General features: G+C 73.7%; 17 protein-coding genes. 7 read left to right on the forward strand and 10 right to left on the reverse strand.

Annotated features, from left to right (window positions below; translation table 11 throughout):
- Nucleotides 1-25: 25 nt before the first annotated feature.
- The 5 genes from ACZ6N8_RS17775 to ACZ6N8_RS17795 all read right to left on the reverse strand — a co-directional run bounded on the left by ACZ6N8_RS17775 (nucleotide 26) and on the right by ACZ6N8_RS17795 (nucleotide 6,458).
- Nucleotides 26-1,852, reverse strand: a complete 1,827-nt coding sequence (locus tag ACZ6N8_RS17775) for an IucA/IucC family protein (protein WP_466011134.1) — start codon at nucleotides 1,850-1,852, stop codon at nucleotides 26-28.
- The gene (locus ACZ6N8_RS17780; protein ID WP_466011136.1) at nucleotides 1,849-2,427 is read right to left on the reverse strand and encodes a GNAT family N-acetyltransferase; all 579 of its coding nucleotides are present in this window, start codon (nucleotides 2,425-2,427) and stop codon (nucleotides 1,849-1,851) included. Before ACZ6N8_RS17780 ends, ACZ6N8_RS17775 begins: the two co-directional genes overlap by 4 nt.
- Nucleotides 2,424-3,701, reverse strand: a complete 1,278-nt coding sequence (locus ACZ6N8_RS17785; protein WP_466011137.1) for a lysine N(6)-hydroxylase/L-ornithine N(5)-oxygenase family protein — start codon at nucleotides 3,699-3,701, stop codon at nucleotides 2,424-2,426. The genes ACZ6N8_RS17780 and ACZ6N8_RS17785 overlap by 4 nt, the downstream gene beginning before the upstream one ends.
- 27 nt (nucleotides 3,702-3,728) lie before the next feature.
- On the reverse strand, nucleotides 3,729-5,270 hold the full coding sequence (locus ACZ6N8_RS17790) for a pyridoxal phosphate-dependent decarboxylase family protein (protein ID WP_466011139.1): 1,542 nt from the start codon (nucleotides 5,268-5,270) through the stop codon (nucleotides 3,729-3,731).
- Nucleotides 5,271-5,426: 156 nt separating this feature from the next.
- Nucleotides 5,427-6,458: an ABC transporter substrate-binding protein gene (locus tag ACZ6N8_RS17795; RefSeq protein ID WP_466011141.1), complete on the reverse strand. Its 1,032-nt coding sequence runs from the start codon at nucleotides 6,456-6,458 to the stop codon at nucleotides 5,427-5,429.
- A 73-nt stretch (nucleotides 6,459-6,531) separates the two neighbouring features.
- Between ACZ6N8_RS17795 and ACZ6N8_RS17800 the strand changes: the two genes are divergently transcribed.
- Genes ACZ6N8_RS17800 through ACZ6N8_RS17820 form a run of 5 tightly spaced genes read left to right on the forward strand, consistent with a single transcriptional unit; the run spans nucleotide 6,532 to nucleotide 12,103 of the window.
- Complete coding sequence (locus tag ACZ6N8_RS17800; protein WP_466011142.1) at nucleotides 6,532-7,638, forward strand: FecCD family ABC transporter permease; 1,107 nt, start codon at nucleotides 6,532-6,534, stop codon at nucleotides 7,636-7,638.
- Nucleotides 7,635-8,663, forward strand: a complete 1,029-nt coding sequence (locus tag ACZ6N8_RS17805; protein WP_466011144.1) for a FecCD family ABC transporter permease — start codon at nucleotides 7,635-7,637, stop codon at nucleotides 8,661-8,663. Before ACZ6N8_RS17800 ends, ACZ6N8_RS17805 begins: the two co-directional genes overlap by 4 nt.
- 29 nt (nucleotides 8,664-8,692) lie before the next feature.
- On the forward strand, nucleotides 8,693-9,505 hold the full coding sequence (locus ACZ6N8_RS17810; RefSeq protein ID WP_357981817.1) for an ABC transporter ATP-binding protein: 813 nt from the start codon (nucleotides 8,693-8,695) through the stop codon (nucleotides 9,503-9,505).
- A complete protein-coding gene (locus ACZ6N8_RS17815) occupies nucleotides 9,502-11,556 on the forward strand; it encodes a penicillin acylase family protein (RefSeq protein WP_466011145.1) in 2,055 nt (684 codons plus the stop codon). Before ACZ6N8_RS17810 ends, ACZ6N8_RS17815 begins: the two co-directional genes overlap by 4 nt.
- Nucleotides 11,546-12,103: a GNAT family N-acetyltransferase gene (locus tag ACZ6N8_RS17820; RefSeq protein ID WP_466011147.1), complete on the forward strand. Its 558-nt coding sequence runs from the start codon at nucleotides 11,546-11,548 to the stop codon at nucleotides 12,101-12,103. Before ACZ6N8_RS17815 ends, ACZ6N8_RS17820 begins: the two co-directional genes overlap by 11 nt.
- Nucleotides 12,104-12,145: 42 nt before the next feature.
- Here the strand turns inward: ACZ6N8_RS17820 and ACZ6N8_RS17825 are convergent, their stop codons facing one another.
- The 3 genes from ACZ6N8_RS17825 to ACZ6N8_RS17835 all read right to left on the reverse strand — a co-directional run bounded on the left by ACZ6N8_RS17825 (nucleotide 12,146) and on the right by ACZ6N8_RS17835 (nucleotide 14,714).
- Nucleotides 12,146-12,754 (reverse strand): bifunctional 4-hydroxy-2-oxoglutarate aldolase/2-dehydro-3-deoxy-phosphogluconate aldolase, encoded by a 609-nt coding sequence (locus ACZ6N8_RS17825; RefSeq protein ID WP_466011149.1) that lies wholly within the window; start codon nucleotides 12,752-12,754, stop codon nucleotides 12,146-12,148.
- Nucleotides 12,735-13,775 (reverse strand): sugar kinase, encoded by a 1,041-nt coding sequence (locus ACZ6N8_RS17830; RefSeq protein WP_466011150.1) that lies wholly within the window; start codon nucleotides 13,773-13,775, stop codon nucleotides 12,735-12,737. Before ACZ6N8_RS17830 ends, ACZ6N8_RS17825 begins: the two co-directional genes overlap by 20 nt.
- Nucleotides 13,776-13,862: 87 nt before the next feature.
- Nucleotides 13,863-14,714 carry a S1 family peptidase gene (locus tag ACZ6N8_RS17835; RefSeq protein WP_466011152.1) on the reverse strand — a complete coding sequence of 284 codons (852 nt, stop codon included), beginning with the start codon at nucleotides 14,712-14,714 and terminating at the stop codon, nucleotides 13,863-13,865.
- A 164-nt stretch (nucleotides 14,715-14,878) separates the two neighbouring features.
- Here ACZ6N8_RS17835 and ACZ6N8_RS17840 point away from each other — a divergent pair, with 164 nt between their 5' ends.
- Nucleotides 14,879-16,072, forward strand: a complete 1,194-nt coding sequence (locus ACZ6N8_RS17840) for a low temperature requirement protein A (RefSeq protein WP_466011154.1) — start codon at nucleotides 14,879-14,881, stop codon at nucleotides 16,070-16,072.
- A gap of 9 nt (nucleotides 16,073-16,081) precedes the next feature.
- On the opposite strand, the gene ACZ6N8_RS17845 is transcribed toward ACZ6N8_RS17840, so the two are convergent.
- Entirely contained in the window at nucleotides 16,082-16,654 is a 573-nt protein-coding gene (locus ACZ6N8_RS17845; protein ID WP_466011156.1) for a nucleosidase, read from the reverse strand.
- A gap of 75 nt (nucleotides 16,655-16,729) precedes the next feature.
- On the opposite strand from ACZ6N8_RS17845, the gene ACZ6N8_RS17850 reads away from it, so the two are divergent.
- On the forward strand, nucleotides 16,730-17,230 hold the full coding sequence (locus tag ACZ6N8_RS17850) for a Rieske (2Fe-2S) protein (protein WP_466011157.1): 501 nt from the start codon (nucleotides 16,730-16,732) through the stop codon (nucleotides 17,228-17,230).
- A gap of 10 nt (nucleotides 17,231-17,240) precedes the next feature.
- Here the strand turns inward: ACZ6N8_RS17850 and ACZ6N8_RS17855 are convergent, their stop codons facing one another.
- Entirely contained in the window at nucleotides 17,241-19,859 is a 2,619-nt protein-coding gene (locus ACZ6N8_RS17855) for an Hsp70 family protein (protein ID WP_466011159.1), read from the reverse strand.
- Nucleotides 19,860-19,910 lie beyond the last annotated feature (51 nt).

Consider the following 19,910-nt stretch of genomic DNA (forward strand, 5'->3'; position numbering starts at 1 on the left):
ATTGCACCCGCTGCCGCCGGCCCTGTCACCTGACGGTCGGGGCGTGGGCGGCGAGCGGATTGGTCAGGGTGCCGACGAACTGGAGCGCGGCCGACGGGTCGGCCAGGTCGATCATCTGCTGGTTGTCGCGCAACTGGAGCCGGTTCAGGCAGGACAGCGTGAACTCCGGCGCGAACAGGTCGTAGTGCCGGACCCGGTCCGCCAGGTGCGGCACCCGCTCGAAGTAGTCGGCCGCGCAGGCGGCGACCGTACGCCAGAAGTCGTCCTCGCCGAGCACGCCGGCCTCGACAAGCACCGCGTTGAGGTGCCGCAGGAAGCAGTCCACCACGTCGGTGAAGATGCTCAGCAGCTTCGTGTCGTCGGGCACGTCGACACGGATCCGCTGCACCGCCTCCGGCAGCTCGACGTCGGCGCTCATCACCGCGATCTCCTCGGCGATGTCCTTGAAGATCACCCGTACGACCGTGTCCCGCTCGTCGAGGACCAGGATGACGTTCTCGCCGTGCGGCATGAAGGCCAGGTCATGGGCGTAGAAGCTGTGCAGCAGCGGAGTCAGGTACGCGTCCAGGTAACGGCGCAGCCACACCTCGGCCGGCAGCCCGGACCTGTCGATCAGGGCCGCCGCCAGCGAACCGCCGTCGTGGTCCACGTGCAGCAGCGCGGCCATGGTGGACAGCCGCTCCCCCGGCGCCAGGTCGGGCACCGGGCTCTCGCGCCACAGGGCGGCAAGCATCTTGCGGTACGGGGAGGTGCGCTCGGTGGCCGCCTCGTACTGCCGGTGCCGGTAGCCGACCGCCGCCCGCTCCCGGATGACCGTCAACCCGGTGCCGGTCAGCACCTCGTCCCCGGCGATCAGGTCGGCCAGCCAGTCGTTGATGGCAGGCGTGGCGGCCATGTACGCGGCGGACAGCCCCCGCATGAAGCCCATGTTCAGTACCGACAATGCGGTCTTCACGTAGTGCCGGCGCGGCTCGGTGACGTTGAAGAAGGTGCGGATGGACTGCTGCGCGAGGTACGCGTCCGGGCCGGGGCCGAGGTGCACGAGCCGACGCCCGGCCAGCTCACCGGCGAAGGTCACGGCCAGCTTGTTCCACCACTGCCACGGGTGCGCCGGGATCAGGTGGTAGTCGGCCAGATCCAGGCCGAGGCCTGCCATCGTGGCCGCGAACCGGGCCCTGGTCTCCGCGTCCAGCTCGCTCTCGATGAGCGCGTCGTAGTCGAGGTCGGCGGCACTGCTGAACGTCGAGTGGTCCCGGTGCGCGGCCAGCCACTCCAGCCGGACCGCCTCGGCGGCCTCCGGGGCGTACCTGTGGTACTCGTCGACGCCGAAGCCGAGCCGGCCGTTGTTGGCCACGAAGCAGGGATGCCCCTCGGTCATCGACGTCTCGATGGTCTGGAAGTCCGCCCCGGCCAGCTCGGCGGCGCTCGGCGCGGACCGCGCCAGCTTGTACGCGGTGCCGGCGAGGGTGGAGGTGATCTCCTCCAGGTAGACCGGCAGCACCCGCGCCGAGAGCCCGAGGCAGCCGCGCAGCTCGACGATCAGGTCCACCGCGTCCGGCGGCAGCGATACTCCGTCGCGGTGCCTGGTGATGCTGTCCGCGTCGATCTGCCAGTGCGCCAGCGCCAGCACCCGGGCCGCGAACCGGTAGGTGACCGCGCCGTCGTCGCTGCGGACCTCGTACCACTGCCGGTCGTCGTCGCCCGGGACAGGCTCCGGGGTGAGCAACCGTTCGTGGGTGAACTCGGCGAGCGCCTTGCGGACCAGCAGCCGGTTCGCCCGGGCCCAGCGCCGCGGGGTGAGATGCCCGACCGGGTCGGCGACGGCGGGGGTCGGGACGGCGGTGGCGGTCACGCCTGGGCTCCTTCGAGGTCGATGACGGCGGCGTGGAACTGGGCGCGGGTGCAGACGCTGAGCAGGGCGTCCTTCTCGGGCTTGGCGATCGGGCCGACGACCTCGAAGCCGACGGCGGCGTTCAACGCGTGCACGGCGGTGTTGCGCACGTCGGGCTCGACCACCACCCGCACCGTGGCGGGGTCGGCGAAGAGCCACGCCATGACTGTGGTGAGCACCGCGCGGGTGAAGCCGTGCACCGGAGCGTCGACGGGCGCGCAGAGGAAGTGCATGCCCACGTCGCCGGGCTGGTGGTCGTACAGTCCGACCAGCTCGACGTACGCCGGGTCGTAGCGCTCGGCCAGGAAGGTCGGCCCGCCCCGCCACAGGCCGAGGTACGCGTCGTGGTGCGGGTGCGCGGCGATCCGCCGGTACTCCTCGGCCACCTCGGCCTCGTCGGCGTCCTGCATGAGCCAGAACGACGCCTTCGGGTGGGTCACCCAGCCGTGCAGCAGCGTGGCGTCGGCGTCCGGGTCGAGCGTTCGCAGCGCGAACTCGCCGAGCCGGTCGTCGACGCGGGTGAAGACGCCCGTCACGACGTCACCCCGAACTCCTGGAAGGTGATGCTCTTCTCGATCGGGTAGTGCTCCCGCCCGAGCAGCTCACGGATGATCCACGAGTTGCGGTACGCGCCCATGCCCAGGTCCGGCGAGGTGATGCTGTGCGTGTGGGTGCCCCCGTTCTGCAGGAAGATCCCCCGCCCGGTGTGGTCGATGCTGTAGTTACGGGCCACGTCGAAGCGGCCGTGGGAGTCCCAGCGGATCCGGTCGGCCACCGGTGCGAGGAACTCCGGCACCCGGTAGCGGTAGCCGGTGGCCAGCACCAGTCCCTCGGTCCGCAGGGCGAAGTCGCGCTCCTGCTCCACCTGACGCAGCCGCAGCGCGTACGCGCCGTCCCGGTGCTCGGCGCCGACCAGCTCGGTGTTGGTGAGCAGCCGCGTGTTCACCGGCCCGTTGACGCTGTGCGCGTAGAGCTGGTCGAAGATGTCGTTGATCAGGTCGGCGTTGATCCCCTTGAACAGGCCCTTCTGTTCGGCCTCCAGCCGGTAACGGGTCACCTCGGGCAGCGCGTGGAAGTAGTCCACGTAGTCCGGTGAGGTCATCTCCAGCGTCAGCTTCGTGTATTCGAGCGGGAAGAACCGCGGCGAGCGGGTCACCCAGTTCAGCTGGTAGCCGTACCTGTCGATGTCCCCGAGCAGGTCGTGGTAGATCTCGGCGGCGCTCTGCCCGCTGCCGACCACGGTGATGCTCCGCCTGGTGCGCAGCGCGTCCCGGTGTTCCAGGTAGCGCGAGTTGTGCACGGCGTCGCCGGGCAGGCCGGCGACGGCGTCGGGCAGGTGCGGCGGGGTGCCGGTGCCGAGCACCAGGTGCCGGGCCCGGTACTCGACGCTCCCGGACTCGCCGGTGCTGGCCCGCACCACGTACCTGTCGTCGGCCGCGTCGAACTCCACTGTGGTCACCGTCTGACCGAAGCGCAGGTTCGGCAGCTTCGCCGCCGCCCACCGGCAGTACGCGTCGTACTCGCTGCGCAGCGGGTAGAAGCTCTCCCGGATGTAGAACGGGTAGAGCCGGCCGATCTCCTTGAGGTAGTTGAGGAAGGAGTACGGCGAGGTCGGGTCGGCGAGGCTGACCAGGTCGGCGATGAACGGGGTCTGCAACCGGGCCGACTCCAGCAGCATGCCGGGGTGCCAGGCGAGGCTCGGGCGGGCCTCCAGGAACACGCCGTCAAGCTCGTCGATCGGCGCGGTGAGGCAGGCCAGACCCAGGTTGTACGGGCCGAGGCCGATGGCGACGAAGTCGTGGGTGGACATCTTCTTCTCCAGGCGCGGGGTTTGGGGTCAGCCGACGGGGCAGGTCAGGTCGGCCGCGACGTGGTCGCGCACGTACCGCCCGGCGTGGCCGGCGATCAGGTCCAGCACGTGGCCGATGTCGTCGACTGTCGTGGCGGGGTTGAGCAGGGTGAACTTGAGAAAGTGCAGGCCGTCCACACGGGTGCCGGCGACGACGGCGAGGCCGGAAGACGCCAGGGCCTCGCGGGCGTGCAGGTTGGCGGCGTCGGCCAGGTCGCGGCCCGGGCCGGTGGGCAGGTAGCGGAACACCACTGTGCTCAACTGCGAGCGGGTGACCACCTCGAAGCGGGGGTCCTCGTCGACCAGCCGCCACGCGTCGGCGGCCCGGTCGACCACCTCGTCGAAGAGCGCGCCGAGCGCGTCCGGGCCCATCACCCGCAGCGTCAGCCAGAGCTTGAGCGCGTCGAAGCGGCGGGTGGTCTGCAGGCTCTTGTCGACCTGGTTGGGGATGCGCTGCTCCACCATCCGCGCCGGGTTGAGGTAGTCGGCGTGGTAGGTGGCGTGCCGCAGCACCCGCCGGTCGCGGACCAGCAGCGCGCTGGAGCTGACCGGCTGGAAGAACGACTTGTGGTAGTCGACGGTCACCGAGTCGGCCCGCTCGATGCCGTCGAGCAGCTGCCGGCGCGTCGGCGAGACGAGCAGACCGCAGCCGTACGCGGCGTCCACGTGCAGCCACACGCCGGCCGCCGCGCAGATCCCGGCCAGCTCGGCGAGCGGGTCGATGGAGCCGAAGTCGGTGGTGCCGGCGGTGCCGACGACGGCCATCACCACCAGCCCGGCCTGCCGGCACCTGGCGATCTCCTCGCGGACCGCGCTGGGGCGGATCCGCCGCCCGGCGTCGGTGGGGACGGCGATCACCGCGTCCGGGGAGAGCCCGAGCAGCTTGGCGGACTTCTGCACGCTGAAATGACCGGCCGCCGAGGTGAGCACCCGCAGCCGGGGCAGCAGCTCGGCGCGGGCCGCCGGGGCGAGTGCGTCGACGCACGCCTCCTCCCGGGCCAGCAGCAGCGCCTGGAGGTTGGACTGGCTGCCGCCGCTTGTGAACACCCCGTCGGCGTCCGGGCCGAGGCCGATCCGCCGGGCGGTCCAGTCGATCAGCCGGCGCTCGATGAGGGTGGCTCCGGCGCTCTGGTCCCAGGTGTCCAGGGAGGAGTTGACCGCGGTGAGCACGGCCTCGCCGAGCAGCGCCGGGATGACCACCGGGCAGTTGAGGTGGGCGAGGTAGCGGGGGTGGTGGAACCAGACGGCGTCGCGCAGGTAGACGTCCTCCAGCTCGTCCAGGGCGGCGCCGGCCTCACCGAGCGGTCGGTCCAGGTCGACACTGTCGACAAGCGGTGCCAGGTCGGCGGGTGTCACGCCGGTGCCGGGACGGTCCACGTCGGCCACCCGGCGGGCGACCCGGTCGACGCCGGCGGCGATCGCCTGCCGGTACTGCTCGACGGAGCCCTGGTTCAGCAGCTGCGCGGCCGGGGCGGTCGCCGGCGCCGTTGGCGGCGCGGTGGTCTCGACGGGGTACGTAGGCACGGTCACGGATGTCCTCCACGTTCTCGGCGATGGGCAGCCGGAACCCACCCCCGGCGCGTTGTCGCGCCGGGGGCCGTGCTGCCGTCGATGGGGTCGCTGCTCAGGCGGCCACCGCAGCGACTCCGTGCCGCCGGTGACCGGCGGCGGAGTTCACTCCGGGCGTCAGCTGATCTTCTTCGCGTTCCGGATGGCGGTGGCGAGGTTCTCCAGCAACGGCGCGGCACCCGCGTACGAGAAGCGGGGCACCGCGTCCCACGGGGTGACCTGGTTGGCCTTGACCGCCGGCAGTTGCTGCCAGGTCGGCTTGGCGGCGAGGTCCTTGGGCTGAAGCGCGGTGCTGCGGTTGTCCAGCAGGATCAGGTCGGCCGGGAACTTGCCGGTGTTCTCCCAGCTCAGCGCCTCGAAGTAGTCGCCGGCTTCGAGCTTGGTCGGAACGACGATGTCCACGCCCAGCTCGGCGAAGTACATGAGGTCGGTGCTGACCTTCGGGTTGGAGACGTAGAACAGGTCGGGGCTGCCGGAGCAGGCCATCACCTTGATGCCGGGGTTGGCCTTGACCGCTTGGCGGACCGCCTCGGCGGCGGCGTCGAAGCGGGTCTTCGCGTCGGTGACCTTCTTCGCCGAGAGGTCCGCGCCGAGCGACTCGGCAAGCGCGGCGTACCGCTCGATCGGCTTGGTCATCGGCACCCGGGCGGTGGTGACGGCCACGCTCGGCGCGAGCGGCAGGATCTTGTCCTTGCTCTCGTCCGGCACGTACCAGAGGGCGTCCGGGTCGTACATGTGGGTGACCAGCAGCTCGGGGCGCAGCGCCGCGTACTTCTCCAGGCTGAACTCGCCCCACACGTTGCCGATGATCTCCACGGCTTCGACGTTCAGGTCCCCTGCCTGCGGGTCGACGGTCCCGTCGGTGCGCTTGGTCTCGCCGAACACGCCGACGAGCTGCTTGTCGAGACCGAAATCGACCAGAGCCGCCGCCACGCCGGTGAAGGCCACCACCCGGGCCGGGCGGGCCGCTGCCTCGATCTTCTTGCCGCGGTCGTCGGTGAACGACCAAGGGCCACCGCCGTTGCTGGTGGCGGGTTTGGCGGCATCGTCCTTGCCGCAGCCGGCGAGCAGGGCGGCAAGCGTGGCGGCACCGCCGGCGGCCAGCAGGCCACGACGAGACAGGCGACGGGAGGACAGTGCATCGGGCATGGTGTCGTCTTTCGATCAAGGGAGGGCCGGGGTCGACCAGGACAGCGGGGTTAGGTTAGCCTAACCTCGGTCATTGTCAACAGCGGTACCGACGTGTCGCACAACTCCGGAGCCCACACTGGACGCCACACCCACCGTCACCAGAGCGGCACCTCCCGTGCCGACGAGGTCCACGGCCCCTCCCCCGGTGCGGCGCCGGGCGGCCCGCGCCGCCGGGCTCCTCGGCGCCGTGGCGCTGCTCGGCGTGATCCTGCTGCTCAGCATCGCGGTCGGCGCGAAGTCGCTACCGCTCGCCGACGTCTGGTCCGGTCTGCTGGACCGCGACGCCACCGAGTACGCGGTGGTGCACCGGATGCGCCTGCCGCGTACCCTGCTCGGGCTCCTTGCCGGCACGGCGCTCGGCGTGGCCGGCGCGGTGATGCAGGCCCTCACCCGCAACCCCCTGGCCGACCCCGGGCTGCTCGGCATCAACGCCGGCGCGTCCGCCGCCGTCGCCACCGCCGCCGCCTTCCTGGGCGTCACCGCCATCGGCGGGTACGTCTGGTTCGCGCTGCTCGGCGCGGCAGTGGTCACCGCGCTCGTCTACGCCGTGGGCGGCGGACGCGGGGCCACCCCCGCCCGCCTCGCACTGGCCGGGGCGGCGCTCAACGCCACCCTCTACTCGTACGTGAGCGCCGTGATGCTGCTCGACGCCGCCTCGCTGGACCGGCTGCGGTTCTGGACGGTCGGCTCGCTGGCCAGCGCGGACGCGGCGACAGTGACCCGGGTCGCGCCGTTCATCCTGGCCGGTCTCCTGGTGGCCCTGGCCGCCGCGCGACCGCTGAACGCCCTCGCGCTCGGCGACGACACGGCACGCGCCCTGGGCGCCCGACCGGCGCTGATCCGCGCCGCCGTGATCGTCGCGGTCACCCTGCTCTGCGGCGCGGCCACCGCCGCCTGCGGCCCGATCGTGTTCGTCGGACTGCTGGTGCCGCACCTCGTACGCGCCCTGACCGGCCCCGACCTGCGCTGGCTGCTGCCCTACTGCGCGGTGCTCGCGCCGGCGCTGCTGCTCGGCGCGGACGTGCTCGGCCGGGTGCTGGGCCGCCCGGGTGAGCTCCAGGTCGGCATGGTGACCGCCGTGCTCGGCGGCCCGCTCTTCCTCTGGCTGGTCAGCCGATCGCGGGTGGCACACCCGTGAGCGTCCTGCGTACCCCAGGCGGCTTGTCCGTGCGGTTCCGCCCCCGGGCGCTGGCCGTCGGCGCGGGCGCCACCCTGCTCGCGGCCGGGCTCGGCCTGGTCGCCATCGGCAGCGGCGACTACCCGATCGGCCCGGCCGACGTGCTGCGCACCCTGACCGGCGGCGGCACCCCGGCGGAGCAGTTCATCGTCACCGAGCTGCGGCTGCCCCGGCTGGTCACCGCCCTGCTGGTCGGCGCGGCGCTGGCGTTGGCCGGCACGATCTTCCAGTCCCTGGTCCGCAATCCGCTGGGCAGCCCCGACATCCTCGGCTTCACCCAGGGCGCGTCGACAGGCGCGCTGGTGGTGGTCGTCCTCGGCGGCAGCAGCCTGGCCCTCGCGGGCGCGGCGGTCGTCGGTGGGATCGCCACCGGCCTGGTGATCTACGCGCTCGCCTGGCGACGCGGCGTGCACGGCTACCGGCTCATCCTGGTCGGCATCGGCGTCGCCGCGATCCTCACCGGCGTCAACGGCTACCTGCTGACCCGGGCGCCGCTGATGGACGCCGCCCGCGCCGTGCTCTGGCTCACCGGCAGCCTGGACGGGCGCGGCTGGGCCAACGCCGGCCCGCTGCTCGCCGTCACGGCCGTGCTGGCGCCTGTTGTCCTGGTCGCCTGCGCGTCGGCGCTGCGGATGATGGAACTGGGTGACGACACCGCGAGCGCCCTCGGCGTGCCGGTCGTCCGGCTGCGTCTGGTGCTGCTCGCCTCGGCGGTGCTGCTCGTGTCGTTCGCGGCAGCCGCCGCCGGGCCGGTGTCGTTCGTGGCGCTCGTCGCGCCGCACGTCACCAGACGGCTGACCCGGGCACCCGGGCCCAACCTGCTGCCGTCGATGGCGGTCGGCGCGGCGCTGCTGGTCGGCGCCGACCTGCTGGCCCAACGCGCGTTCACCGGGCACCAACTCCCGGTCGGCGTGGTGACCGGAGTGATCGGCGGCGGCTACCTGGTCTGGCTGCTGGCCGTCGAACGGCGGGCGGGTCGACTGTGACCACCCGCGATCCCCTCGAAGGAGCACAGATGCACCCCGGCAGCACCCGGCTCGGCGGCACCGCGCTGACGCTCGCCTACGACAGGCGCGTCATCGCCGAGAACCTGACAGTTGCCATTCCGGACCAGTCGTTCACGGTGATCATCGGTCCGAACGCGTGCGGCAAGTCGACACTGCTGCGCGCGCTGTCGCGGATGCTGCGCCCGAACGCCGGCGCGGTGCTGCTGGACGGGCGGGACATCCACGACCAGTCCGCCCGCACCGTGGCCCGTACCCTCGGCCTGCTGCCGCAGTCGTCGATCGCGCCGGACGGCATCAGCGTGGCCGAACTGGTCGCCCGGGGCCGCTACCCCCACCAGGGGCTGCTGCGGCAGTGGTCCCGCGAGGACGAGCGGGTGGTCCAGGAGTCGATGGCCGCGACAGGGGTCGACGACCTCGCCGACCGGCTCGTCGACGAGCTGTCCGGTGGGCAGCGGCAGCGGGTGTGGCTGGCCATGGCGCTGGCCCAGCAGACCCCGCTGCTGCTGCTCGACGAGCCGACCACCTACCTGGACATCGCCCACCAGATCGAGATCCTGGACCTCTGCGCCCGACTGCACGAGGAGCAGGGCCGCACCCTCGTCGCGGTGCTGCACGACCTCAACCACGCGGCCCGCTACGCCACCCACCTCATCGCCATGCGCGACGGCCGGGTGGTGGCCGCCGGCGATCCGGCGACGGTGGTCACCGCCGACCTGGTCAACGAGGTGTTCGGGCTACCCTGCCGGGTGATCGACGACCCGGAGACCGGCACACCGCTCGTCGTCCCCGCCGCCCGCCGCCGAGCCACCGAGCCGGCGTGAGCACGCGCCGGTTCCGCGACCGGTGGGGCGTGCCGCACCTGCGCGCCGACGACGCGCTGACCCTGGCGGCCGAGCAGGGCCGGGTGACCGCGTACGACCGGGCGTGGCAGATCGAGGTGGAACGGCACAGGTCGCAGGGCACCAGCGCCGCCTTCCTCGGCCCCGACGCGGTCGCCTGGGACCTGTTCGCCCGGCAGGTACGCCTCGACGACACCGCCCGCCGCTGCCACGCCGCCCTGGACGCGGCGACGGCCGAGTGGGTGGGCGCGTACGTGACAGGGGTGAACGCCGGCCTGGCCGCCGGGGCCGCCCGGGCACCGGAGTTCGCCGCCACCGGGCTGGCGCCGGGCCGGTGGAAGCCGTGGACGCCGCTCGCGGTCTGGCTGGGCCACCACATCCTGTTCGCCGGGTTCCCGGGCAAGCTCTGGCGGACGTACGTGGCGCAGCGGCTCGGCCCGGACGCGACGGGGATGTTCGCCACCGACGGGCCGGCCGTGGCCGGCAGCAACGGCTGGCTGCTCGCCGCCGGACGCACCGGCACCGGCGCGGCGCTTCTCGCCGGCGACCCGCACCGGTTCATCGAGGACCCCGGCGTCTACCAGCAGATCCGGCTGGCCTGCCCGGAGTACGACGTGGTCGGCCTGGCGGTGCCGGGAGTGCCGGGCATCGCCCACTTCGGCCACACCGGAGCGGTGGCCTGGGCGATCACCAACGCGATGGCCGACTACCAGGACGTGTACGCCGAGCGGCTGCGCCGCGACGGCCCCGGCGTGCGGGCGCTCGGCCCGGACGGCTGGCAGCCCGCGCACCGGCACGTCGAGACGGTCGAGGTGGCCGGGGCGCCGCCGGTCGAGGTGGAGGTACTGGAGACCGACAGGGGTCCGGTGATCGCCGGCGGACCGGACGAGCCCACCGCGCTGAGCCTGCGCTACCCGCCACGGGTCCGCGCCGAACTGGGCTTCGCCGCACTGCCGGAGCTGCTGCGCGCCCGTACGGTGGCCGATGTGGACCGGGCGCTGCGGCACTGGGTCGAGCCAGTCAACGTGGTGCAGGCGGCGGACACCGCCGGTGGGCTGCTGCACCGGGTGGCGGGAGCGGTGCCGGTACGGCATCCGGACAACGGCCGCCGGGTGGTCCCCTCCTGGGAGGAGCGGCACGCCTGGCAGGGCTGGTACGCGCCGATGCCCCGCGCCGAGGTGACCGGGCAGGCGGTGATGGCGAACGAACGCGGCCTGTCGGCGCCGCTCGGCGTCGAGTTCGCGCCGCCGCACCGCGCGCGCCGGATCGCCGAGCTGCTCGCCGCCGACGGGGACTGGACGGCCGACCGGATGGCAACCGTGCACACCGACACGCACCTGGCCTCGGCCGGCCCACTGCTGGCGGTGCTCGCCGGACTGACCGGGCTCGACCCGGACGCCGCCGCGCTGCGCGACCGGCTGCTGCGCTGGGACCGCCGGATGGCCGCCGACAGCACCTACGCCGCCGACTTCGCCACGCTGCGCGCGGCTGTCGTACGCCGGATCGCCGCCCACCCGGCCCTCGCGGCGGTGGCGGAGCCGCCCGCGTACCCGGAGGTGTTCGCGCCCTGGCTGGCGCTGACGCCGCGGGTCGGCTACGCGCTGGAGCAGCTGCTCGACGGCACTCGGCTGCCCGACGTGGACATCGCCGCGCTTGTCGGCGCGGCTCTCGCGGAGGTCGCCGGCACGGCGGACGGGTCCACGCGCTGGGGGGACCTGCACCGGCTGGCGCCGTGGCGGGCGCTGCCCGACCCGCAGGCCGGCCCGGGGCCCGGGCTCGACGGCGACCACGACTGCGTGCTCGCCACCTCGAGCGTGCCCGGGGTCACCCACAGGTGCTTCCGGGGGCCGGCCGCCCGGTTCGTCTGGGACCTGGCGCGGCGCGAGGACAGCCGCTGGGTGGTCCCGCTGGGCGCCTGCGGGGTGCCCGGCGACCCGCACCACGACGACCAGAGCGCCGCCTGGCTGGCCGGCAAACTGCTGCCGGTGGTCACCGACTGGGATCACCTCGTGGAGGAGACGCATGATCACTGATCGACACCACTACCGGCGCGACGTCGACGGGTTCGGTGTGGTCACCATCCGCCCCGTGCGGCCGGACGAGGACGTCGACCTGCTGCACGCCTGGGTCACCCAGGAGCGGGCCCGATTCTGGGGGATGCGGGACGCCAGCCGCGAGCGGGTGCGGGAGATCTACGCGTACCTCGACTCGCTCGACACCCACCACGCGTACCTGGTGCACCGCGACGGCGTGCCGGTCGCGCTGGCGCAGACCTACCAGCCCGAGGCCGACCCGGTCGGCGACTGCTACGACGTACGCCCCGGCGACATCGGCGTGCACCTGCTCGTCGGGCCGCCGGTGGCGGTCGAGCGCGGCTTCACCGGCACACTGTTCGGCGCGATCCTCGACTTCGTCCTCGCCGACCCGGACCGGCTGCGGGTCGTGATGGAACCCGACGCCCGCAACGACCGCGCCGTCAACCGGTTCCTGCGCGCCGGGTTCCGGACCGGACCGCTGATCGACCTGCCGGAGAAACGCGCCCGGCTGCTCTTCCTCGACCGGCCGGCGACCACCGGCTGACCGCACCGGACCGCCGCCGACCGGAACGGCGCGGTCGGCGGCTCAGCGCGGGTGCGTCGCCAGCTTGGCCAGCGCGTCGAGCTGGGTGGGGTCGGACAGGGCCGAGCCCACGGCCGCCACCCGTACGCCAGCGTCGAGGAACGCGGCGGCGTTGCCCGCGTCGAGGCCGCCGGTGGCGACGAAGCGCAACTGCGGCAGGGGGCCGGCGATCGCCCGGAACCAGGCCGGCCCGAGGGAGATCGCCGGGAACGCCTTGAGCCAGGTGAGGCCGTGCCGCAGCGCCTGCTGCGCCTCGGTCGGGGTGGCCACACCGGGAAGGTGCGGCAGGCCTCGCGCGGCGGCGGCGTCCGCGACGGCGAGGTCAAGACCGGGCGCCACGGTGAACGCGGCCCCCGCGTCGGCCGCCGCCGCGACCTGCCCACCGTCGAGGACCGTGCCGGCCCCGACGATCCGGCCACGCTCGGCACCGGCCTCGACGGCGGCGCGCAGCGCCGGCACCGCGTCGGGCGTGGCCACCGGGACCTCCACCACGTCGATGCCGAGATCCCAGGCGCGAACGGCGAGCCGGACGGTCTCGGCCACCGGCAGGCCGCGCAGGATCGCCATCACCCGGGCGCCGCCGAAGATCTGCTCAAAGTCCGTTGTGGTCATGGCCCACTCCATCCGAGGTCAGGTCCAGAGGTGACCAGGCGTCGTCGGGGGCGTCGAGCAGGCGCTCGAACCACGACCACCGCGGCAGCGGGGCGTTGTCGCCGATGCTGCCCAACGCCTGCGCGGCGACGAGATGACCGAGGCGCAGCCGCCCCGTCAGGTCGAGGCCGCGCAGCAGCCCGGCCAGGTAGCCACCGGCGAACGCGTCCCCGGCCCCGACCGGCTCCACCACGTTCACCAGGGGTGCCGGCACGAAGACCGGCTCGGCGTCACGGCACAGCGCGGTGGCGCCCACCGCGCCGTCCTTGACCACCACTGTCCCCGGGCCGGGCAGCAGCCGGCGTACGGCCATCGGGTCGGCGGTGTCCCACAGGGCGAACGCCTCGTCCTGGCCGACGAAGACGAGGTCGCTGCGGTCGGCGAGGTCACGCAGCACCGGCGCGGCCTCGTCGACAGGCCAGAGCCGGGCCCGGTGGTTGACGTCGAAGCTGACAAGCGCGTCCGGCAGCGGCCGGTCGGTCACCGCGTGCTCGGTCAGTGCCCGGCAGGTGGCCGAGAGTGCCGGGGTGATCCCGGACAGGTGCAGCACCCGGGCGCCGGCCAGCAGGGGGTCGGCGAGCGTGCCGGTGTCCATCCGGGAGGCCGCCGAACCGGCCCGGTAGTAGTGCACGGCGGTGCCGGCCGGGCCGGGGTCCTTCACGTACAGGCCGGTGGGGGCACCCGGGTCGACCCGTACGGAGTCCACGCGTACGCCGGCGGCGGCGACGTGCCGGACGACGGCCCTGCCGAACGGGTCGTCGCCGACCCGGCTCACCCAGGTCGCCAGGTGCCCGAGCCGGGCCAGGTAACCGGCCACGTTGGACTCCGCGCCGCCGACCGAGACGGCGACGCCCCCGGCGTCCTGAAGTGGCACACCGGGGGCGGGGCAGAGCACCACCATTGTCTCCCCCACCGCCGCCACCTCGACCGACACCGGGCTGGTCGGGCCACTCGGACGGTCGGGCCGAAGGTCCGATGGCATGGGGGCGCACGTCCTCACGGGCAGGGGGCCGGGGCGCCACCGAGCCTAGGACGTGCCGCGCGCGGCGGGCAAGCCGTCCCGCTGGGGTCAGGGCAGGGTCAGCCCGTACGCGGCGAGCACCTCCGTTATCGGCTGGTAGTAGCTGGTGCCGCCGGAGGTGCAGTTGCCGCTGCCACCGGAGAGGATGCCGATGATGGTGCCGGTGGACGCCACGTACAGCGGGCCGCCGCTGTCTCCCGGTTCGGCGCAGATGTTGGTGCGGATCAGACCGTAGACCGCGCCCTCGGCGTAGTTGACCGTCTGGTTGAGCCCGGTGACGCTGCCGCAGCGCACCCCGGTCGTGGCGCCGCTGCGGCACACCGCCTGCCCCACGTACGCGTTGCCGGCGCCGTAGATCGTGAGCAGTCCGGGATGGGTGTAGACGGCGCTGGGATGGGCGATGCGGCCGGTGTAGCGGATCAGCCCGTAGTCGTTGCTCGGGAAGCTGGTGCCGGTGCGGGTGCCGAGCACGGTGGTCTGCGCGCTGTCGGCGTACCAGGCGCTGACGGCGGCGGTGCAGTGCCCGGCGGTGATCACGTAGTAGGTGCTGCCGCTGCGCACGTTCGCGCCGAGCGAGCAACGCCTGCCGCTGCCGTAGATGCCCTGGCCGGCGGCGATCAGGGTCCGCAGCGTTCCGGGTTCGTGGCGCAGCAGCGCGCCGGCCCGGTCGGCCGCCGCCCGCAGGGCCGCCCGGTCGGCGGGGGCGACGGTGTCGTCGACGGTGAGGGTCATCCGGCCGGTGACCGGGTCGAGGCCCCAGGCGGTGCCCGCCGTACGGACCTCGGCCAGCACGAGGGCGGGCTCGGCGGTGGACCGGTCGGGCACACCGGCCTGCGCGGTGCCGGGCGCGACGAGGACGAGGACGGTCAGGGCGAGGGCGACGAGCGGGGAGCGGCGCATCCGAACCTCCGCAGAGATCGAGATATGTGGATGTAGCAAGCATCACCCCGCGGCCGGCGCCGTGGCAACCTCGCGCCGACGTCGCACCTGCGGGAATCGCCGATCCTCGGACGGGTGCCGCCGACGCCGCCGATAATTCCGGAGGACGCGGCGGGAGGCCGGGCATGACCACCAGAGGTACCCCGGCGCTGGTACGCCGCCTGGACGGCTCGACCCGGGCGACGCTGCTGGAGCTGCTCTTCGACGTGGTCTTCGTGGCCGCGCTCGCGCAGACCTCGAAGCTGCTCGCCGACCAGGAGTCCTGGGCACAGAGCGCGGCGGTGGCGCTGATGCTGACGGCGATCTGGTGGACGTGGTCGGTCACCTCCACCACCACCGAGTTCTACGACCCTCAGCAACGCCCCATCCAGGCCATCCTCATGGTCGCCATGGTCGCCATGGTCGGCTCGGTCGGGATGGCCGCATCGCTGCCGATGATCACCACAGGGCAGGCCACGGTCTTCGCCCTCGCCTACGTCGGCACCCACGTGGTCCGCGGCATCGTCCTGGTCAGCACCTTGTACCGGCAGCGGCACCGCTCGGCCATGGCGCGAGCCACCCGGTTCCTGTTCTGGTTCCTGGTGTCCGGCGTCCTCTGGATCATCGGCGCGCTTACCGACGCCGACCGCTGGTGGATCTGGACCATCGCGATCGCTATCGACCTGCTCTCCGCGGCGGCGCGCTACCCCACACCGTGGCTCGGCCGGGTGCCCCTCGACCAGTACGACCGGACCACCGCGCACCTGGGCGAGCGGTACCAGCAGTTCGTCATCCTGGCCCTCGGCGACATCATCCTGGTGCCCACCCTGGAACTCAGCCGCAGCGAGTTCGACAGCTTGCGGATCACCGCCCTGCTCTGCGGGTTCGCGATCATGCTGCTGCTCTGGCAGATCTACGTCTACCGGGCGGGCGAGCTGCTGGAGACCGCCGCCGCGTCGGTGCCCGGCCGGTCCACCCGGATCGCCCCGTACACCCATCTGGTGCTGCTGGTCGGCGTGGCCGTCACGGCGGCCTCCTTCGACCTGGTCGTCGACCGTCCGACCGGACCGACCCCGGCGCGGTGGCTGATGTTGATCATCGGCGGGCCGCTGGTGTTCGTGCTCGGTCGGGCACTGTTCGCCTACCTGCTGTCCGGCCGCGTGCCGTGGGGACGAATGGCCTGGCAACTGTTGCCCCTGCTGCTGCTGCCCTGGGCCGGTGGCTGGCCACCGGTACTCGTCACCGCGATCGTCGCTTTCGCCCTGGCCGCGCACGTCCTGGTCCCCCGCAGCGACCGTCGGGAGACCAGGCGAGGCCTCGGACCCCAGCCCGCCGGCTGACCGCGACGGTCAGGCGAGGTGTCTGACGGCCCAGTCGGCGAGGTCCCGGGCGCACGCGTCCACCGACTCCTTCCAGGTCCGGGCCGCGCCGTCGCCCGCCTCGTCACTCACCTGCTTGACCAGCCGGCAGGGCACACCCGCCTGCGCGGCGGCCCACGCCACCGCGTACCCCTCCATGTCGACCAGGTCGGCCCGCTGGGCCAACCGGTCCCGCGCGTCGTCGTCGGCCACGAACGTGTCACCGGTGGCCAGCACCGCCCCCTCGGCGGCCAGCGCCAGCGGCGCCCCGTACGTCTCACCGGTGAGCGTGCGCAGCAGGGCCGTGTCCAGGTCGTGCTGGAGCACGGTGGCGACCTCGTGGATGCCCGCCCACCCGGGGCGCAGCGCACCGGCCGTACCCAGGTTGAGCAGCAGGCTGGGGCGGGGCCCGGCGGCCAGCACCGCCGACACCGCGCTGGCGGCGTTGACCTTGCCCATGCCGGTGAGCAGCACCGGCAGATCCGGCGGGAGGTAGCGGGCCTCCTCCCCCACGGCGAGCACCACCAGCGGACGATCGGCGCGGACCGTACCCCGAAGAATCACCGGAGCATCGTACGGGCCCGCCCGCCGCGCGCACCCAGGCACCGTCCAGCCCGCTCGCATCGCGCGTTCAGTCCGGTGGGGCAGGCTGGTCCGGCGAGCCACCGGGCGACGGCGGTCCGGGCCGCGACGAGAGAGGCGACGACTGTGTACGACGGGCAGGACTTCCTCCGCGACAACCGCTGGTGCCTGAGCCGGCGGGCGCTGCTCACCGGGGCCGGCGCGGTCGGCGCCGCCGGGCTGCTCAGCGCCTGCGGCGCCGGTGACGGCCCGACCGGTCAGGCGGCCGCCACTCCCGGAACCGTGCTGGCCCGCACCGCCGACGTGCCGGTGGGCGGAGGCACGGTGAGCAGCGGCGTGCTGGTCGTGCAACCGGAGGCCGGCACGTTCAGGGCGTACGACACGACCTGCCCGCACCAGGGCGTACGGGTCGGCGCGCCAAGCGACGGGGTGATCACCTGCCCGGCGCACAACTCCACCTTCGCGGTAGCCGACGGCGCCCGCCTCGGCGGCCCCGCGACCCGGGGGCTCACCGAGATCCCGATCACTGTCGACGGCACGTCGATCGTCCGAGCCTGACCCCGCCCCGTCACTCGTCGGCGAAGCGGTACAGCACGAAGTCCTTGTCCGCGCCGCAGGCGATGACCCGGGTGTTCCACGAGCACGACGTGCTGCGGACGTCCTGGAGTTCACCCAGCTCGTCGACCTCGCCGGACCCGGCCCACACGCCGGCCAGCACCCGGTTGTCCGCGACGGTGCTGGGCGCCGTGGCGAACACCAGCAGGTTGCCGGCGTCGAGTCGGGCCGCCACTCCACCCCTGTCGCGCAGCACGGCCTTGCCGGCGGCGTCGAAGATGGTCACCGCGGGCTTCGGGTACTCCCGCTGGGCGAGCACCCGCTCACCCAACGGGATCAAGCCTGTCACGCCCGGGGCGGACCAACGTATCGCACGCTCACCCTCGGTCGCCGCCACCACCTCGGTCCGCTCGGCCTGACCGCCCGGCACCTGCACCAGGCACGCCCGCCGCTCGCCGCAGGCCACCAACTCCTTCGGGCGGTACTCGTCGTCCCCGGCCCGGAAGAGGACCACCGGCTCGGCGTCGGAGCCCAGGTCGTACGACAGCAACTGGTACCCGGTGTCGTTCGCGGCCACGTACAGGCGGTCCTCGTGGGCCACCACCAGGTCGTCGAGGTCGGCGACGCTGCCCCACTGGCGCAGGACGGCACCGGAGGCCATGTCGAGCAGCCGCACCGAACGGTCCGCGCCGACCTGCACGAGTCGACGTCCCTTGCCCGCCCACGGGTCGCGGGGTGTGCCGTCGAGGAAGGCCGGACCGCCGGCGGCCTCGTCGGTGCCGACCTGCCGCACCACGGTACGGACGCCGCCGTACTGGTCGGTGGGACTGGGCGTGGTCCACGCCTCGTCGCCGTCGCGCAGACGCAGACCGACCAGCCGGTTGGCGGCCCGGTCGACAAGCACAGCCGTGTCGTCGGAGAAGAAGACGTCGTCGTCGCCCCGGACCGACCGCTGCCAGCGCTGGGCGCCCGAGCGGCCGTCGAGGACGGCAAGCGGCCGCGGCGTGCTGTCGCCCGGGGCGTCGGCGAGGACCGCGACCGCGCCGGGCAGGGCGACAAGCGCCTTCCAGTCGCCGGCGGTGACGTCGGTCGCCCTGCGCCACAGCTCGTCGCCGGTGCCGGCGTCGACGGCCACCACCTCCAGCCGGTCGTCGGGCAACGGATGGCCGAGGTACGCCCGGTCGCCGAGCACCGCCGTCCACATGGCGTCCGGCCGCTCGCTGCCGGCCGCCGGGCGGGACAGTTCGCGCAGCGGCCCGAACTCCAGGCCCGGGTAGCGGTCCCGGGTGAGGTACAGCGTCGTCGCGGTCACCACGGCGGCCAGGACGAGCACCGCCGCGGGCACCATCACGCGCGCCCGCCGCCAGGGCGTCCCACCGCCCGCCGGCACGGCCGCCGGTGGAGGCGAACCCGGCCACGGCGGCCCGGGCGGCGTGCCGGGCACCGGAGCGGGCGGTGGCGCGACGGGCGGCCCGGCGTACGCGGGCTGCGCGCGACGCAGTGGAAGGTCGGTAAGCGCGCCCTCGGCCACCGGCAGCTCCGGCTGGTCCAACACCGTCGGCGCCACACCCAGCTTGGCGTGCAGCATCCGGGCCACGAGCGGGATCCGCGACGAACCGCCGACCAGGAACAACCCGGCGAGCTGATCCGGACGCAACCCGGCGGCGGCGATCACCTCCCGGGCGCGGTCCACGGCCCGGCGCAGCAACGGTGTGGCGACGCGCTCCACGTCGGCCCGGGTCAGCTGCACCGCGTCCGGCACCCCCGGCACCGCGACCGGCGCCACCATCGAACGGGACAGCGTCTCCTTCGCACCCCGTACCTCGTCCCACAGCCGGACCTGGTCGCGGCGCTGCGCCGCGTCCGCAGGCTCGACCAGCCGGGCCCACTGCGCGGCGTGCCGCTCACCTACCAGTTCCCCCACCCGCCGGACGAGTGCGGCGTCGAGATCCAGGCCACCCAGGTCGGGCAGCCCGCCGTCGGCGACCACGCTGAACCCGGAGTCACCCCACGGGTCGGCGCCCTCGTTGCGCAGCACCGCGACGTCGAGCGTCCCGCCGCCGAAGTCGAAGACCGCGATCGCGCCGCCGACCGGCACCGGCCGGTGCAGCACCTGCGTGTAGTAGCGGGCCGCGGCCACCGGCTCGCGCAACAAGCGGGTGCCCGGCGGGGTCGGCCCGGCGAGGGTGTGCTCGGCGGCCTGCGGCCAGCCAGCCCGCAGCAACGCGTCGGCGAGCACCTGCCGGCGCGTCTCGTCCCACGCCGCCGGGCAGGTCAGCACGGCCGGCGGCAGGAAACCCACGGCTCCCACGGCGGCCCGCGCCACCGCCGCCAGCACCGCGGCCAGCAGGTCCGCCGGCGGGTACGAACGCTCGCCGAGCGGCACGGACGGCTCGTCCACGCGGCGCTTCGGGTTCGCCTCGAAGCGGGCCGGGTCGGCGAGCGCCAACCGTCGCGCGTCCCAGCCGACGTGCAGGGTGCCGTCCGGGTCGGCGTACACGGCCGACGGACTGACCGGCTGACCGTCCATCAGCAGCGGACGGGTCCGCCCGTCCGGCCAGCGCAGCACCGCGACCGTGTTGGACGTACCGAGGTCGACGCCGAGGGCGAAACCCTCGTGCTGCGCTGCCATCTACCGCTACCTCCGCCGCGACGAGGAAAACTCGACCCCGCATCGTACGCA

Source organism: Micromonospora sp. NPDC047521, assembly GCF_055587305.1.

Excerpts from the sequence above, each read along its gene's own strand:
- ACZ6N8_RS17820 (WP_466011147.1), top strand. The coding sequence starts at position 11,546 with ATGATCACTGATCGACACCACTACCGGCGCGACGTCGACGGGTTCGGT.
- ACZ6N8_RS17825 (WP_466011149.1), bottom strand. The coding sequence starts at position 12,754 with ATGACCACAACGGACTTTGAGCAGATCTTCGGCGGCGCCCGGGTGATG.
- ACZ6N8_RS17830 (WP_466011150.1), bottom strand. The coding sequence starts at position 13,775 with ATGCCATCGGACCTTCGGCCCGACCGTCCGAGTGGCCCGACCAGCCCG.
- ACZ6N8_RS17840 (WP_466011154.1), top strand. The coding sequence starts at position 14,879 with ATGACCACCAGAGGTACCCCGGCGCTGGTACGCCGCCTGGACGGCTCG.
- ACZ6N8_RS17785 (WP_466011137.1), bottom strand. The coding sequence starts at position 3,701 with ATGTCCACCCACGACTTCGTCGCCATCGGCCTCGGCCCGTACAACCTG.
- ACZ6N8_RS17835 (WP_466011152.1), bottom strand. The coding sequence starts at position 14,714 with ATGCGCCGCTCCCCGCTCGTCGCCCTCGCCCTGACCGTCCTCGTCCTC.
- ACZ6N8_RS17795 (WP_466011141.1), bottom strand. The coding sequence starts at position 6,458 with ATGCCCGATGCACTGTCCTCCCGTCGCCTGTCTCGTCGTGGCCTGCTG.
- ACZ6N8_RS17855 (WP_466011159.1), bottom strand. The coding sequence starts at position 19,859 with ATGGCAGCGCAGCACGAGGGTTTCGCCCTCGGCGTCGACCTCGGTACG.
- ACZ6N8_RS17810 (WP_357981817.1), top strand. The coding sequence starts at position 8,693 with ATGCACCCCGGCAGCACCCGGCTCGGCGGCACCGCGCTGACGCTCGCC.